At 60.0% G+C, this 15,025-nt stretch carries 14 protein-coding genes; 8 read left to right on the top strand and 6 right to left on the bottom strand.

Annotation, left to right across the window (positions count from 1 at the left end; all coding sequences use genetic code 11):
- Positions 1-214 precede the first annotated feature (214 nt).
- Positions 215-940, top strand: a complete 726-nt coding sequence (locus tag A8B84_RS11010; RefSeq protein WP_064229234.1) for a response regulator — start codon at positions 215-217, stop codon at positions 938-940.
- Positions 937-2,355 (top strand): ATP-binding protein, encoded by a 1,419-nt coding sequence (locus A8B84_RS11005; RefSeq protein WP_064229233.1) that lies wholly within the window; start codon positions 937-939, stop codon positions 2,353-2,355. Before A8B84_RS11010 ends, A8B84_RS11005 begins: the two co-directional genes overlap by 4 nt.
- A gap of 6 nt (positions 2,356-2,361) precedes the next feature.
- Here A8B84_RS11005 and A8B84_RS11000 read toward each other — a convergent pair whose 3' ends face one another.
- From A8B84_RS11000 to A8B84_RS10975, 6 genes are all read right to left on the bottom strand, one after another.
- Positions 2,362-2,592, bottom strand: a complete 231-nt coding sequence (locus tag A8B84_RS11000) for a hypothetical protein (RefSeq protein WP_064229232.1) — start codon at positions 2,590-2,592, stop codon at positions 2,362-2,364.
- A gap of 49 nt (positions 2,593-2,641) precedes the next feature.
- Positions 2,642-4,390: an ArnT family glycosyltransferase gene (locus A8B84_RS10995; protein ID WP_064229231.1), complete on the bottom strand. Its 1,749-nt coding sequence runs from the start codon at positions 4,388-4,390 to the stop codon at positions 2,642-2,644.
- A 9-nt stretch (positions 4,391-4,399) separates the two neighbouring features.
- A complete protein-coding gene (locus tag A8B84_RS10990) occupies positions 4,400-5,068 on the bottom strand; it encodes a TVP38/TMEM64 family protein (protein WP_064229230.1) in 669 nt (222 codons plus the stop codon).
- A 1-nt stretch (position 5,069) separates the two neighbouring features.
- On the bottom strand, positions 5,070-5,837 hold the full coding sequence (locus A8B84_RS10985; protein ID WP_064229229.1) for a glycosyltransferase family 2 protein: 768 nt from the start codon (positions 5,835-5,837) through the stop codon (positions 5,070-5,072).
- Positions 5,838-5,930: 93 nt separating this feature from the next.
- Entirely contained in the window at positions 5,931-7,352 is a 1,422-nt protein-coding gene (locus tag A8B84_RS10980) for an ATP-binding protein (RefSeq protein ID WP_064229228.1), read from the bottom strand.
- On the bottom strand, positions 7,343-8,029 hold the full coding sequence (locus A8B84_RS10975) for a response regulator transcription factor (RefSeq protein WP_064229227.1): 687 nt from the start codon (positions 8,027-8,029) through the stop codon (positions 7,343-7,345). Before A8B84_RS10975 ends, A8B84_RS10980 begins: the two co-directional genes overlap by 10 nt.
- A gap of 138 nt (positions 8,030-8,167) precedes the next feature.
- On the opposite strand from A8B84_RS10975, the gene A8B84_RS10970 reads away from it, so the two are divergent.
- From A8B84_RS10970 to A8B84_RS10945, 6 genes are all read left to right on the top strand, one after another.
- Positions 8,168-8,878 carry a thermostable hemolysin gene (locus A8B84_RS10970; protein ID WP_201257889.1) on the top strand — a complete coding sequence of 237 codons (711 nt, stop codon included), beginning with the start codon at positions 8,168-8,170 and terminating at the stop codon, positions 8,876-8,878.
- A complete protein-coding gene (locus tag A8B84_RS10965) occupies positions 8,862-11,078 on the top strand; it encodes an AMP-binding protein (protein ID WP_064229226.1) in 2,217 nt (738 codons plus the stop codon). Before A8B84_RS10970 ends, A8B84_RS10965 begins: the two co-directional genes overlap by 17 nt.
- Positions 11,065-11,847, top strand: coding sequence for an SDR family oxidoreductase (locus A8B84_RS10960; protein WP_064229225.1), 783 nt, complete (start codon positions 11,065-11,067; stop codon positions 11,845-11,847). Before A8B84_RS10965 ends, A8B84_RS10960 begins: the two co-directional genes overlap by 14 nt.
- Positions 11,844-12,464 (top strand): tetratricopeptide repeat protein, encoded by a 621-nt coding sequence (locus tag A8B84_RS10955; protein ID WP_064229224.1) that lies wholly within the window; start codon positions 11,844-11,846, stop codon positions 12,462-12,464. Before A8B84_RS10960 ends, A8B84_RS10955 begins: the two co-directional genes overlap by 4 nt.
- Positions 12,465-12,549: 85 nt before the next feature.
- Positions 12,550-14,073, top strand: a complete 1,524-nt coding sequence (locus A8B84_RS10950; RefSeq protein ID WP_064229223.1) for a diguanylate cyclase — start codon at positions 12,550-12,552, stop codon at positions 14,071-14,073.
- Between the two features lie 81 nt (positions 14,074-14,154).
- Positions 14,155-15,021 carry an MBL fold metallo-hydrolase gene (locus A8B84_RS10945; protein ID WP_064229222.1) on the top strand — a complete coding sequence of 289 codons (867 nt, stop codon included), beginning with the start codon at positions 14,155-14,157 and terminating at the stop codon, positions 15,019-15,021.
- Positions 15,022-15,025: the final 4 nt, after the last annotated feature.

Below are 15,025 nucleotides of genomic sequence, written 5' to 3'. Positions count from 1 at the left end.
GAACTCCTTGGTTGGTGAAACCCATGACGTAATGTCATCGTTGGTCGGGAATCATTGCACCAAGGAAACGTCGCAGAATTGTCTCGGTAACACGCCGACTTTGTCGCAACTTGTCGCAAGACCGGGAATTGCGACGGTTTTTGACAAGATCGCGCCCAAGCGGGAAGTCGACTCCCCTATAATCAGGGCAGACGGTAATCCAACGGAGTAACGAGTGAGCGACTCTCCCACAATCCTGGTGGTCGATGACCACCGAGACATTCGCGATCTGGTCGGTCGCTATCTTCAGGAGCATGGCCTGCGTGTGCTGCTGGCGGATGGCGGCGATGCCCTGAAGCGACAGTTGCGGCAGCACTCCGTTGACCTGGTTGTTCTGGACATCATGATGCCCGGGGACGATGGCCTCACCCTCTGCCGGTATCTTCGTGAACACACCGAGTTGCCGGTGATTCTGCTGACCGCCATGAGCGAGGAAACCGATCGCATCGTCGGCCTGGAGATGGGCGCCGACGATTACCTCACCAAACCCTTCAACCCCCGGGAGTTGTTGGCCCGCATAAAAGCGGTTCTGCGTCGTACCACAGCACTGCCACCGCAACGCAGCCCCATGGCCGGGCAGTGTCTGACGTTTGAGGGCTGGAAGTTGGACGTAGACCGCCATCAACTCGTCGATCCGGAAGGAGTCGAGGTGTCTTTGAGTACCGCCGAGTACAAGCTGCTGCTCGCCTTCCTGGAGCACGCCGGCCGGGTGTTGTCCCGTGATCAGCTGATGGATCTGACCCTCGGCAGAGAGGCGGATGCCTTCGATCGCAGCATTGATAATCATGTCAGCCGCCTGCGCCGAAAGATCGACCCGGATGCCCGCAGCCCCAAGCTGATCAAGACCATCTGGGGCGGTGGCTACCAGTGGATTGCTGCGGTCGAAGGGGCTGAACAATGAGGTTGTGGCCCCGGCGCGCCGCTGGGCAGCTGGCGCTGTTGCTGGTTCTGGTGCTGCTGGCGGCGCAGATCATTACGATCGTCATCCTGGCAGGCGAGCGTCAGGGGGCTCTGCGCAGCGCCAGCCTGGAGAATGTCCTCCAGCGGGTGGCCGATGGCTACACCCTGGCCGACACCACGGACCCGGCACGGCAGGAGCGAATTCTGCGGGCACTCTCCAGCCCGACTCTGCGGCTTTCTATCGATCCTGCGCCCTATCTGACCGAGGATCGGGCCTCCGGCATGACGCGCCGGCTGGCCGAGGAATTGGAGCTGCCGGTGGAGCAGGTTCGAACAGCCATGGAGGCTGACGAAGAAGACTGCCTGCCGGATCGCGATGAACATCGGGACCGTGAACGGCATGACGATGAAGATGATGAGCACCACGAGTATGAAGAACACCGTGAAGAGGACGACCATCGGGATGACCGGCACGAATGCCCCCCGGTCCTGGGGGTTTCCCTGGCCTTGTCCTCCGGCCAATGGTTCAACGCCCGTGCCCGGCCACCGGCGCCCTCCTGGTTGTGGTTAAAGGCCACGCTGACCAGCGTTGGGATTACCGCTGTGCTGCTCACGCTGACCCTGTTGCTGGCGGTCCGTCGAATCCTGCGGCCAATGAACGAGTTGAGCCGGGCAGCCCACGCGTTCGGGCGGGGAGAGAAAGTCCGGATTCCTGAAAAGGGGCCCGAGGATGTTCGTGAGGTTACCCGCGCATTCAATCAGATGCAGGATCAGGTTGGCCGGGCCCAGGAAGACCGGGCAAGACTGCTGGCGGCCCTGGCCCATGACCTCAGGACACCCATCACCTCCATGCGGCTGCGGGTGGAAATGCTGCCAGATGGGGAGGACAGGGACCGTCTTCTGGATTCTCTCAGGGAGATGCAGCATCTGGCGGAAGCTACCCTGGATTTCATCCGGGGCAGCACCACTGAACAGCATCGCCGTTATGATCTGGCCACCCTGCTGGACAGCCTTTGTGGTGATCTTCAGGAGATGGGGCTAGCAGTGCACTGTGAAGAAAGCCCTAGGTGCGTGCTCCAGGGCCAGCCCGAAGCCGTCAAACGTGCCCTTCGTAATCTCATTGAGAACGCAGTGAATTATGGTGAGCAGGCGGAAGTGGCGCTGGCAACCAGAGAGTCAGAGGCGGTTGTCACAATCGTCGACCAGGGGCCGGGTATTCCCGAAGCGGAACGGGAGCGGGTTTTCGAACCGTTTTACCGTTTGGAACACTCACGCAATCGGGAAACCGGTGGCGCGGGCCTTGGCCTGGCCATTGCACGCACTCTGATTCGGGGTATGGGCGGCGAAGTCCGGCTGGGTGCTGGCCCGGGAGGGCAGGGGCTGCAGGTTTCGGTGACCCTGCCCAAAACCGGGTAAGGCCTTTCAGAACAGAACTTCCGCCCGTGCAAATCCCAGGGCGTCCAGTGCCTCGACGGTCGCATCCAGGTTTGGGTAGCTGCAGACATGATCGTCGTCAGAAATCAGGAAAAAGGTTTTCCCTTCAATATCTTTGAAGAGTATGACCCATTCGTGCGCATTAGAGGGAGATCGCACGATTTTTACGGAATCAACGCGGTTTTCTTCCCGACGTGCTCTAATTTCATGTTCTTTCATCGTTCATTCTTCTGCTAACGCCATTGATCGGCCTTAATGCGTCGCCAGCTCAGTCTTGCCAACTGCCAGGCTTGGGCGTGGTAAACCATTTAACCTTATCCGGCGACGCACAGCTGGGGTTCATTTGTTCATCGGCCAGTAAAAGATAGTTTTCCCGGTGGGCTGTACCCAGTTGAACAGCACCCTCTCTGGTGAAACAGGATAACTCATTCGGAGCCGCGACAATGAGATAGCTGTCTGGGGTTTCCTTCATCCACAGCCAGGCATTGCGGTTTTCCTGCTCCAGACTGCTGAAGAAGCTGAAATGGGTGAAGTCCCGCCTTGAGAACAGAATGAATTGTTCCCGGAAATCGATCATGCCGAGTTGGCCGCCGGGCGGGATATGCTGTTCTGCGGCGGCCAGCACGTTGCGAGGGGTTCGAAGGGGCTCAAGGATCTGATAGCCCCAGGTGCTCAGAAGCAGCCAGGTGAGCATCATTGCGGCAAACCAGCGCCCCAGCGCCCGTGACCGCCAGAGTCCAAGCAGGCTGACCAGCCAGACCAGTCCTATGACGAAGACAAACGTTCCCGCCTCATGGAGTTTGGCCGGATCGGCGCTGTAGTCGGCCACTTTTTCAACCAGTTTGGGGTGGTCGTTCCAGGCCAGGATGCCAACCGCCATCAACGCGATACCGAGCAGGAACTGTAAGCCTGTCAGAATCGGTGGAAACCAGCCCGCCGGTTTCTGGCTGCTGAGCAGCGGGGCGAGAATCAGCGCCAGCATGGGCAACGCCGGCAACAGGTAAACACCGCGCTTGCCGGGGCTGAGGCTGAAGAACACGATGACCAGGGCGATCCAGCCCAGAAGCACCGGAACAATCGGGCGGTAACGGGCGGTTTCGGACAGGGGCCGGATCAGGGCCAGCAGCAACAATGGAAGAGGAAACCAGAGCGAGGGTATTACGCTGGTGAGGTAGTAATACCAGGGCTGGATATGGCCCCATGAGTCGGCATAGCGCTCGCCGGTCTGCTTGAACAGGATGTTGTTTCGGTAGGCCAGGGCTTCTTCGGTGCCGAGATTGTTAACGTAAAGCACCATGGGAATCAGCCAGGCGGCAACCACGGCCAGCATGGCCAGCGGACCCAATGCGCAGCGCCAGGTGAGCGTGCCACGGAACAGTGCGCGATCGCGAAGCTTCATGACCACGATCGGAATGAGCATCAGCGCCGGCAGGAAGCCAACCCCTTTGGTGATGATCCCGAGCCCCATAAACGCCCAGCCAACGAAGTACCAGTCCCAGGCGGGCCCGGTGAAAAAGTGCCGGATCAGGCCGTAGCAGGCAACCGCAATCCAGCAGGCGACCATGGCGTCGATCTGGGCTTTCTGGGCCTGGATCACGAACTGTGGTGCAAGCATCAGCAACATGACCGCAATGGCTCCGGTTCGTTGGTTCCACAGGCGGGTGCCCAGATCGAAGACCAGCCCCAGTGTCAGCAGGCTGCACAGTGCATTGGGCAGCAGGAATGCAATTTTCAGGTTGCCGGTCAGCCAGTAGAACAGGGCGATACTCCACATGAACACCGGTGGCTTGTCCGGGTAGAACTCGCCGCCGCGCATGGGGATCAGCCACTGGCCGGAGGCCACCATTTCCCGGGCCACTTCCGCGAATCGCGGTTCGTCGGCAGGCCAGGGGGAACGTAGTCCGATCCCGGTAAAAATCACGACCGCGGCAAAGGCCAGCAATACCAGCAGGAGTTGATTGCGGGACAGGTTGAACACGGTGTCCGGCAGGTGACGAACGAAAGGTGATGCAGGCATGGGTCGGTCTCAGAGAGAGTCGGAAACGGAATCGGCCAGCGTTCTGGCCCTCTGGCTGTGATAGAGAAAGGCGCCAATCAGCGAGGCGAGAATGAAAAAGCCGATGCTCACGGCAAGCTGATAGGCGTTGGCATTGCCGATACCGGCACCGGCCAGGGCAAACACCAGCATCTGTGGCAGGTAACCCAGGGTGCTGCCGAACAGGAACGGTGAGAAGCGGATCCCGGAGCAGCCTGCCACCAGGTTGGTCACCAGGTTACTGCCCACCGGCAGCAAACGGACCATGAGAACTTTCAACAGCGTCTGCTCCCGGAACAGGCGATCAAACTGCTGCATCCGGTGGCTGAACCGCCGGCTCAACGAGGTCCGCAGCAGCCAGCGGGCGGTCAGGAAGCAGCCAGTGGCACCAATGGCGGCAGCCAGAGTCGATAGCAGCGTCCCGTTGAGCCCGCCGAGGGCGAAACCCAGCACGAAGGCGAGCAACTGGCGTGGAGCACCCAGGCCGGTAAACAACGCACCGGCAATGGTAATCACCACTAATCCGCCGACACCATGGCTGTGAAGATAGTTCGCCACTTCGTTCTGGTCGGCAATGAAGTCGAGCCAGCCGTTATGGATGGTTAAATAGCCGACCAGAACCAACGCGGCGAAGGCCAGCCAGCGGGCCCCCCTGAACATATCAGGAGCGCTCCGCTGCTGCCGCCTGGGGATCAGCCTGCGCCGCACTGCTGATGACAGGAACCCGGGTACGGTGCAGCAACCAGAGCACACCGAGTAGATCCAGGATGCCAGCCCAGGTCCGGTTCCAGGCGTTGTACTTGGATATGCCAGCAATGCGTGGCCGGTGGTTCACTTCCACGATGGCGATATCGCCACCCACACCCCGAACCAGGGCTGGAATGAAACGGTGCCCGTGGTCGAACCAGGGCAGCTTCAGAAAGGTTTCCCGGGGGAACAGCTTCAGGCCGCAGCCGGTATCGGGCACGCCGTCATGGAGCAGGGCATCGCGCACGCGATTCGCCAGGCGGGACTGGAAGCGTTTCCAGGCGGTGTCCTTGCGATTTTTGCGATAGCCGGCAATGCAGAAATCCGGGTTCCTCATGGTGTTGGCTTTCTGGAGCATGGCGGGAATGTCGGCCGGGTCGTTCTGGCCGTCGCCATCCATGGTAACGATCAGCCTGCTCCTGGCCTGGCGGATACCCGATGCCAGGGCACCGCTCTGGCCGATGCTGCGCTCGTGGCGAATGGTCAATAACCGGCCTCCGAGGGCCCGGGCGGTTCTCACGGCTGTGTCCAACGTGCTGTCGGTGCTGCCATCATCCACCAGCACCACCTCGAAGCCGTGATAGTCACGCATTACCCCATAGGCCTCGGTTAGCAGGGTAGCGATGTTGGCTTCTTCATCCTTGGCCGGGATAACCAGCGACAGCGTTCTTTCCTGACCCATGTAGAGACATCCTCGAAAACGGAATATCAACCGGGCCGTCTGGCGGCCCTGTTCACTTGGGCAGGAGTATCTTCTTCAAACCTTAAACCAACCTTAAGTCTGCCTGCGACGGGAAGCCGCACGGGCCGGCAGCCAGATGCTGACGCACAGGCCCGAGTTGCCATCCGGCCGGTCGCCGAGGGTGAGCTGACCACCATGGAGTTCCGCGATGCGCCGGGCGATGGCAAGTCCGAGACCGGCGCCGCCGCCAAGGCGCTGGTCCAGGCGGACAAAGCGGCTCAGCGCCCGTTCGCGCTCCTCCGCGGGTATGCCAGGGCCCTGGTCGCATACGGTGATGTGGTATCCCTCGCCGGAAGGCTTCAGGTGTGTCTCGATGATTGTGTGTTCAGGGCTGTACTGGATGGCGTTCGCCAGCAGGGAACGCATGAGGGTGTTGATCAGCGCACTGTGACAGCACACCAGAGCCTGGCCGGCATCGTCCTGGAGCACAGGGTCGATGTCCTTTTTCAGGGCCAGCGGTGCCACATCGGCGATGCTCTGTTCCACAATCGCGGACAGGTTGTGGTATTCCGGGGTGAAATCAGCACCAGAGTCGACCCGGTTGAGCAGCAGCATCTGCTCCACCAGGTGCACCATGCGGTCAACGGACTGGATCAGGTCGCCGTATTGCTCAGGGTCGTTTTCGTAGACTTTTTCCAGGTTCAGTCGCAGGGCCGTTAGCGGCGTTCGCAGCTCATGGGCCGCATCGGCAGAGAATCGCCTTTCCCGCTCCAGGGCCTGGTTCAGGCGTCTGAGCAGGCCGTTTACCGCTTGCACCAATCCCGCGACTTCCTTGGGTGCCTGGCGATCGTCCAGGGGGTGGATGTTTTCCGGGGCCATGTTGCGGATTGGGCGCTCAAGCTTTAGAAGCGGCCTGAAGCCGAGCTGGATGGCGGCACTGGCGGCAAGTAGCAGCAGGGGCAGGGCAATTAACAGGGGCAGGATGTTCCCCAGGGCCAGCTCCTCGCTGAGCTCTTCACGAATATCCTCACGCTGTGCTGTCCGTATCCAGAAACCCGTAATCGGGTCCTGAAGCGTGAACACGCGCCACCGAAAGCCGCTGGACTCTGCCCAGGAGTATCCGGGCGTCAGGCCCTCGGTGTCGTCCGCTTTGAGCGTATCCAGCAGCGGTTCGCCTTCCGGGGTCCAGACCTCGAATGCCAGCTTCTTCTCGTACTTGTGCCCGGTGCCGCCCGGCAGGATTTCATTGTTGTCCGCTTCGAAATCCACACCTGGCGTGTCGGGCCGGGGCAGTTCCAGGGTTTCGCTCAGGGTTTTTGGCAGTTGCTCCACAGACTGGGTGTCGGCCAGATGCTGTACCAGTCCCTGGACGATCCGCGTGCTCTGTGCCAGCTCAGCGTCAAACAGCTCTTCAAGCTCGTGGTTGCTTTCAATGTAGCTCCAGGCCGCGGCGACAAGCGCAATCAGCAGAACGGTGGAGGTAACCAGCAGGGTAAGTGTGCGGGTCAGGGACATTCGGTCACCCTGGCGGCAGCCTGGCTGTCGAGCAGATAGCCGACACCGCGGATGGTCCGGATGGTTTCCTTGCCAACCCGGCGACGCAGGTGGTGGATATGCACCTCCAGGGCGTTGCTTTCCGCGCCCTGGTCCCAGCCGTAAAGCTGCTCTTCCAGCCGTCGTCGTGTGGCTACCTGGTCGGGGTGCCGCATCAGGTAGTGAAGAATCTGGAATTCACTGCGGGGCAATGTGTTGGTCTCGTCGCCGGTGGTCAGTTGTCCGGAGTCCGGGTTGAGCACCAGCTGGCCCACCGTCAGACCGTTCTGCGGCACCGAGGAACCCCGACGTGTGACTGCCCGGATCCTGGCCTTGAGCTCCGCCATGGCGAAGGGTTTGGTGAGGTAGTCATCGGCGCCGGCATCCAGGCCGGTCAGTTTTTCATCCAGACCGGAACGGGCAGTCAGGATGATCACCGGCGTTTGCACGCCCTGTTTCCTGGCTGCCTTCAGAATGTCCAGGCCATCAACGCGCGGCAGAGTGAGGTCCAGTATCGCCAGATCAAAGTGCTCGCTGGTGAGTGCACCCAGGGCCTGCTGGCCGTCGTCGAGCCAGTCCACTGTGTTCTGTCCGTCACGCAACATTCCCAGCATGGTGTTGGCCAGGTGATGGTCGTCTTCTACAAGCAATATCCGCATGGCAGGTCCCGGTACAGGTCTGGTGATCATTCTGGCACAGAAATCTTAAGGCCAGCTTAAGAAAACTTCCGGCTGTTCTTAAGCCTTGGTTAAGGCTGGAGCCCTACTCTGGGAGGCGTACCTTGAGGGAGGCCTTTTATGACAGACCCGCTGATGATGTCCACATGTTGTCCCCCGGATTCCGGTGAGGTGGTTCCAGTCATCCGTTGTGCCGGTCGCTGGTTTAACGAGATCCGTCCTGACACGGCAATGGCCGAGACGGTTGCGGGTTTTATTCGCCGCCGCTTCCTGCACGCCTATGGCGCCGAGCCTTCTCTGCGCATACCGGCGCTCCTGGCCCTGACCACGGCGCAAGGCAGCCTTCTGGCAGCGGTCGGTGTTCGTAACGCCGCGCTGGAAAGACTGTTTCTGGAGGACTACCTGTTGGTGCCGGTGGAATCGGTGATGCCGGTCACGGGTGTCGAACGTCACCGGATTGCGGAGATTGCCCATCTGGCCGGTGTTGAAGCAGGCGTCAGCCGTTTTCTGTTTGCCTCCCTGTCGGTGTGGCTGGATGGGGCCGGCTACGACTGGGTTGTCTGCACCGGCACAGATCAGCTGCGGAACAGTTTTCATCGCCTGGGTATTGCCACCGAGGTTCTGGCGACGGCTGACCCTTCCCGGTTGCCCGATGGCGGCGCCGGCTGGGGGCGCTACTACGATCATCATCCGGTGGTGATGGCCATTCGTGTCGCAGATGGCATGTCCGCGCTCCGCAGCGCGGGTTTGCTAAGGCTGGTTCAGTCCGTTGAGGCCGCGGCCCCTGAGGGAGAAACGATGGCAGGAGGGTCCTATGGCCACATTGCCTGAACTCCTGGCGCGCCGGGCGAGCAGCCATCCTTCCCGTACGGCTCTCCAGGGGCCGGAGTCGGCCCTTACTTATACCCAGATGATGCAGGCGGCGGAGGCTCTGGCCGATCAGCTGAGCCGCCTTGGTGTGCGCCGGGCCGGCTTGTGTGGCGACAACTCCGTGGCCTGGATTCTTGCGGATCTGGCCTGTTTGCTGGCCGGTGTGGTGTGTGTGCCTGTGCCGGTGTTTTTCTCGCGGTCCCAGACGGAACACCTGACTGAGCGGGCAGGCCTGGATTGTCTGCTGTCTGCGGCGGCAACCGACGGCGGTGAACACATTGGCCATGGGGTCTGGTTAAAGCATTTGCCGGTGTCTGGTGCCGGAGCCTGGATGCCGGAGCAGACCGCGAAAATCACCTTCACCTCTGGCAGTACCGGCACCCCCAAAGGCGTTTGCCTGTCGGTGGCGCAGATGACAGCCACCACGCTGGCATTGAAGGAGCGGCTGGCAGATGTCGAGCTTGAACGACACCTTTGTATCCTGCCGCTGGCCACACTGCTGGAGAATATCGCCGGGGTTTATTTGCCACTGCTTATGGGCAGCACGGTGGTCGTCGCGCCCCTGCATGATCTTGGGATGACCGGCAGCAGTGGCCTGGATATCGGGCAGCTGGTGCAGGGCATCAACGAGCACCGGCCCCAATCCCTGATTCTGGTGCCGGAACTGGCCATGGCCCTGGTAGCTGCGGCTGAACAACAACACTTGAATAGCGATTCCTTTCGGTTCCTGGCGGTTGGCGGCGGACGGGTTTCGTCCGACCTGCTTGCCCGGGGCCGCGCCGCCGGCCTGCCCCTTTACGAGGGTTACGGGCTTTCCGAGTGCAGTTCGGTGGTGGCACTGAACGTACCCAACAGCGAACGCGAAGGGTCGGTGGGCAAACCACTTTCCCATGTCCGGGTCCGGGTGGATGAACGGGGCCACATTCTGGTGGGTGGCAACACCCACCTTGGCTATCTGGGCGATGAACCTGCCGGGGATGAGTGGCTGGATACGGGTGACCTGGGTGCCAGGGATACAGAGGGTTTCCTGTCGGTGAGCGGTCGTGCCAAGAATCTTCTTATTACCAGCTTTGGTCGCAACATCAGCCCGGAGTGGCTGGAGAGTGAGCTGATTCAGGCGCTCGGTGCGCGCCAGGCGGTGGTGTTTGGCGATGGCGATCCCCGCCCCTCGGCCCTGCTGGTTATCCAGGACGGCCGCTCGCCCGAAGCGCTGCGCGCACAACTGGACTCGCTGAATGACACCTTGCCGGACTATGCCCGACTGTCCGGGATTTATATCCGCCGGCAGCCCCTGAGCCAGGCTGAAGGCTACGTAACTGCAAACGGACGGCCTGTACGCCAGCAGATTCAGGCCGACCTGCCGACGCTGCTAGCAGGCGCGTTTCCGGTTTTCACGAATTCCCTCTTTTCCAATGAAGCCGTTTCCAAATCCGATGTTTCAAACCCGCCAGGAGGATCTTTCATGGCATTTTTCGATCGACTGCAGTCCGAAACTGCGCAAGCCCGCGCCCACGTGATGGGCGCACCCGTGATTGAGGCTATCCGCGAAGGCCGTTTCGACCTGACCGGATACACCTGGTTTCTGACCCAGGCTTATCACCACGTTAAGCACACAGTACCGTTGATGATGGCCTGCGGTGGCCGCCTGCCTGAGCGCCTGGAATTCGTGCGCAAGGCGCTGGTGGAATACATCGAGGAGGAGTACGGCCACCATGAATGGATCCTCAACGACCTTGCGGCCTGCGGGGAAGATAAGGAGGCCATCCGTCATGGCACCCCCGATACCTCCATCGAACTGATGGTCGCTTACCTTTATGACCGCATTAACCGCGGCAACCCGGCGGCGTTCTTCGGTATGGTTCAGGTGCTGGAAGGCACGTCGATTGAGCTGGCGACGCCGCTCGGTGAGGCGATCCAGCAACAGCTCGGGCTGCCGGATGAGGCCTTCAGCTATCTATACTCCCATGGTGCTCTGGATCAGGAGCATTTCGAATTTTTCCGTAACCTGATGAACGAGATCACCGACCCCGATGACCAGCAGGCGATCATCGAAGCCGCGCGCATGGTCTATCGGCTCTATGGCGATATGCTGCACAGCATTCCTGTCGTTTCTGTTCCTGGGCCGTCGAACCGCAAGGAGCAGCGCCATGAGGCTGCATGATCGGGCGTTTCTTCTGCTGGGTGGCACCGGCGGTATCGGCAAGGCGCTGGTTGAACCCCTGGTGAGAGCTGGCGCCCGGGTGATTGTCGCCTCCCGGCATCCGGAAAAGCTTGAGCACCGTGAAGGTGTCTCGCTCGTTCACCTGGACCTCGCGGCGCCCGACCTCGACCAACAGCTGGTTCGTCTCAGTGACGCCTATCCAGGCATCGATGGGGTGATCCACTGCGCCGGTCAGAATCGCTTTGCCAGCCTCGAGAATATAGCAGTCAGCGAACTGGACGCCCAGATCGCCGTCAATCTCCGGTCAGCAATGATTGTGGCCAGGCACTTTACACCCAGGTTTGAAAAAGCCGGCCAGGGTGCCCTGGTGTTCGTGGGGTCCACTTTTGGCAGCATCGGTTTCCCCGGTTACACCGCCTATTGCGCCAGCAAGTTCGGGCTGCGCGGCTTTACCGAAGCGCTTCGACGGGAACTGGCCGATACCCAGGTCCAGGTGATCTATGTAGCGCCCAGGGCTACCGCCACGGACATGAATCCAGAGGCCGTAAACGAGCTTAACCGGGCCCTCGGCAATGCCATGGACGCGCCGGAAGCCGTGGCTTCGCAGATTCTTGCCGCCATGGAAAATGACGATCGCCGGCGCTTCCTGGGCTGGCCGGAAAAGCTGTTTGTGGTGATCAACGGCATCCTGCCCAGAATTGTCGATAAGGCCATGCTGAAGCAATTGCCGGTCATCCGGCGGTTTCTGAATTCGGGAGTGTTGTCATGAAACGAGTGCTATTGGTGATCCTGTGTCTGGCGGCCCAGCCACTCTGGGCGGCGGCTCTGGAGACCGAACTGGCCGATATCCAGCATCGCTGGGCGGAGGTCCAGTATCAGGTGCCGGAGGACGAGAAGGAGAAAGCCTTTGAAGGGCTGGCCAGCGAGGCAGAACAGTTTGTCGCCTATTATCCGGACCGGGCAGAGCCACTGATCTGGCAGGGTATTGTGCTCAGCACCTACGCCGGCGCCAAGGGCGGTCTGGGGGCATTGGGGTTGGTCAAGGATGCCCGTAAATCACTGGAGGCGGCCCTGGCGATTGATCCCGATGCGCTGGATGGCTCGGCCTACACATCGCTGGGTAGCCTCTATTATCAGGTGCCCGGCTGGCCTTTGGGCTTCGGGGACGACGACAAGGCCCGACAGTATCTGCAGAAAGCATTGGCTATCAATCCTGATGGCATGGATGCCAATTTCTTCTTTGGCGATTTTCTGCTGGACCAGGGCGAGCCGGAACGGGCCCGGAGCTATCTGCAGAAAGCCCTCGAAGCACCCGGCAGGGCCGGACGGGACGTCGCCGATGCCGGTCGGCGGGAAGAAGCCAGGATTCGCCTGGACTCGCTCTGATTCGTTGTCTCCGGAACCGGTTTGCTTCCCGTCAGCGTAGGCTACACTCTGTTATGAGCAGGGGTGATTCGTCCGTTGGGAGGACATGGTGTCCAAGGCGTCAAGGTCCGGTAACGGGCAGCAAACCGGTTTGTCTGCCCGTTTTTTCCAGAAACTGGCCTCAGGGGTTCCTGGAGTCCTGTTCATCTATTGGGTGAGCTCGGAAGGCGATTCCCACCGCTGTCCCTTCATTAGCGAACATGTGCAGTCGCTCTTTGGCATTGATCCCGAGGATTTGAGCGATAACGCGGATCCGATTTTTGCAATGATCCATCCTGACGACTTGGATGCCGTCATGGAGAGTATTCGTGCCTCGGCGGGTACTTTGACGACCTGGAGCTATCGGGCCCGGCTGAGGCTGGAGCATGGCGGTTACGAGTGGTTTGAGGTTAACGCGGAGCCCGAGCGGCAGTCGGATGGCAGCACCCTCTGGTACGGTCAGTTCCACAACATCCAGCATTACAAGAACCTGGAGCAGAGTCTCCGAGAAAGCGAGGCGGAGTTTTCCTTCCAGGCCGGTTTTCAGCGGCTGATTGCCCGCCTGTCCACCGAATTCATCAACCTCGGGTTTGGCACCATTGATCAGTGTATTGATGAACTTCTGCGATCCATCGGACTGTTTTTCAAGGTTGACCGGGCCTACCTGTACTGCTTTACCGACGACTACGCCGTGATGACCAATACCCATGAGTGGTGCCGGGACGGTGTGCCCGCCCTGATCGATACGCAGCAGCAGGTGTCGATCGAGAGTTTTCACTGGTGGCAGGAACAGATCGAGGGGATGGTCAGTGGCAGCCGGGTGGTGTTTATTGAAGATGTCGACCGGCTGCCCCGGGAAGCTGCACCCGAGCGGGCGCTGCTTCAGGAACAGGGAGTGTCCTCCATGTTTTGCGTGCCTATCCGGGTACGCGGACGGGTGACGGGTTTTTTTGGCGTTGACTCCCTTCGCCGAAGAACCTGGCGTCTGGACCAGGCCGATCTGTTGATTATCGTCTCCGGCCTGTTGTCGGGTGCCCTGGAGCGCAACCGGCTGGAAGAAGAATTGCTGAACCAGTCAATTCGGGACCCGCTGACCGGCCTGCACAATCGCCGTTACCTGATGCCAAGGCTGGATGAAATGCTGGCCCGCAGCAACCGTCGGGGAGAGCGTTTCGCCCTGGCGATCTTCGACATTGATCACTTCAAAAAAATCAACGACTCCATCGGACACCTCGGGGGAGATTATATCCTGCAGCGGTTTGCCGATATTCTGGTGAGCCAGACCCGCTCCATGGATGTGGTTGCCCGTTTCGGAGGGGAAGAATTCATTGTTGTCTTCAGTGCCGTGGAGCACGGCGATGTGCGACAGCTTGTTCAGCGAATTCTCGAAGCCGTGCACGAGGAGAGTTTTGTCTTTGATGAGGATGAGATACTGGTTACCGTCAGCGCAGGCGTTGCCGGGATAGAGGAGTTCGTTGACCGCCCTGCAACGCCGGATGCCCTCATCGCCGGGGCGGACTACCGACTTTATCTGGCCAAGCAGGCGGGGCGGGACTGTCTTGTTGATGTATCAGGAACATTGCGCATATAAAAAAAGATCATTTCACCTCATATTACCAAATAGTATATCCTTAGATTAAAAGTGATATTTGGATCATCCAGAGGTGACGTCATGAGCAACCCGATCGTTCAGCATTTTTTTGATGAACCCACCAATACATTCAGTTATGTGGTGCGTGACCCGGACAGCCAGGCCTGCGCCATTCTCGATTCGGTCCTGGATTTTGACTACGCCGCAGGACGCACCGATGTGCGCTCGGCTGATGAGATTATTGAGTACATCCGTAGCAACGACCTGAAGGTCGAGTGGATTCTGGAAACCCACGTACACGCGGATCACCTGTCTGCGGCGCCTTACCTGCATGACAAACTGGGCGGCAAAACCGGAATTGGTGCGCACATTCGCGATGTTCAGGAGATATTTGGCAAGGCGTTTAATGCCGGCACAGAATTCCAGCGCGATGGCAGCCAGTTCGACAAGCTGTTCAAGGAAGGCGACACCTTTGCCATTGGTGGTCTCGAGGGGCGTGTTCTGCACACCCCGGGCCATACTCCTGCGTGCCTGACCTATGTGGTTGGCGACGCCGCCTTCGTGGGTGACACGCTGTTTATGCCCGACTTTGGCACCGCCCGCTGTGATTTTCCGGGTGGCGATGCCCGCACCCTGTACCAGTCCATCCAGAAGGTGCTGTCGCTGCCAGCAGAAACCCGCATTTTCCTGTGCCATGATTATAAGGCGCCTGGCCGTGATGAGTACCAGCATATGACCACGGTGGCGGAGCAGCGGGAAGCAAACATTCATGTCCACGAAGGCGTTTCCGAGGAAGAGTTCGTGAAAATGCGGACCGAGCGGGATGCAACCCTGGACATGCCCCGTCTGATTCTGCCGTCGGTTCAGGTCAATATGCGTGCAGGGCACATGCCGCCGGCCGAAGACAATGGTCAGGTGTACCTGAAAGTGCCGGTTAACCTGTTCTGAGATT

The sequence above is a fragment of the Marinobacter sp. EhC06 genome (assembly GCF_001650915.1).
Lineage (GTDB): Bacteria > Pseudomonadota > Gammaproteobacteria > Pseudomonadales > Oleiphilaceae > Marinobacter.
The sequence above is the reverse complement of the archived record's forward strand: the minus strand, read 5'-3'. Positions and strand labels throughout refer to the sequence as shown.

Excerpts from the sequence above, each read along its gene's own strand:
- A8B84_RS10995 (WP_064229231.1), bottom strand. The coding sequence starts at position 4,390 with ATGCCTGCATCACCTTTCGTTCGTCACCTGCCGGACACCGTGTTCAAC.
- A8B84_RS10960 (WP_064229225.1), top strand. The coding sequence starts at position 11,065 with ATGAGGCTGCATGATCGGGCGTTTCTTCTGCTGGGTGGCACCGGCGGT.
- A8B84_RS11005 (WP_064229233.1), top strand. The coding sequence starts at position 937 with ATGAGGTTGTGGCCCCGGCGCGCCGCTGGGCAGCTGGCGCTGTTGCTG.
- A8B84_RS10965 (WP_064229226.1), top strand. The coding sequence starts at position 8,862 with ATGGCCACATTGCCTGAACTCCTGGCGCGCCGGGCGAGCAGCCATCCT.
- A8B84_RS10945 (WP_064229222.1), top strand. The coding sequence starts at position 14,155 with ATGAGCAACCCGATCGTTCAGCATTTTTTTGATGAACCCACCAATACA.
- A8B84_RS10990 (WP_064229230.1), bottom strand. The coding sequence starts at position 5,068 with ATGTTCAGGGGGGCCCGCTGGCTGGCCTTCGCCGCGTTGGTTCTGGTC.
- A8B84_RS10985 (WP_064229229.1), bottom strand. The coding sequence starts at position 5,837 with ATGGGTCAGGAAAGAACGCTGTCGCTGGTTATCCCGGCCAAGGATGAA.
- A8B84_RS11000 (WP_064229232.1), bottom strand. The coding sequence starts at position 2,592 with ATGAAAGAACATGAAATTAGAGCACGTCGGGAAGAAAACCGCGTTGAT.
- A8B84_RS10980 (WP_064229228.1), bottom strand. The coding sequence starts at position 7,352 with ATGTCCCTGACCCGCACACTTACCCTGCTGGTTACCTCCACCGTTCTG.
- A8B84_RS10970 (WP_201257889.1), top strand. The coding sequence starts at position 8,168 with ATGACAGACCCGCTGATGATGTCCACATGTTGTCCCCCGGATTCCGGT.
- A8B84_RS10950 (WP_064229223.1), top strand. The coding sequence starts at position 12,550 with ATGGTGTCCAAGGCGTCAAGGTCCGGTAACGGGCAGCAAACCGGTTTG.
- A8B84_RS10955 (WP_064229224.1), top strand. The coding sequence starts at position 11,844 with ATGAAACGAGTGCTATTGGTGATCCTGTGTCTGGCGGCCCAGCCACTC.
- A8B84_RS10975 (WP_064229227.1), bottom strand. The coding sequence starts at position 8,029 with ATGCGGATATTGCTTGTAGAAGACGACCATCACCTGGCCAACACCATG.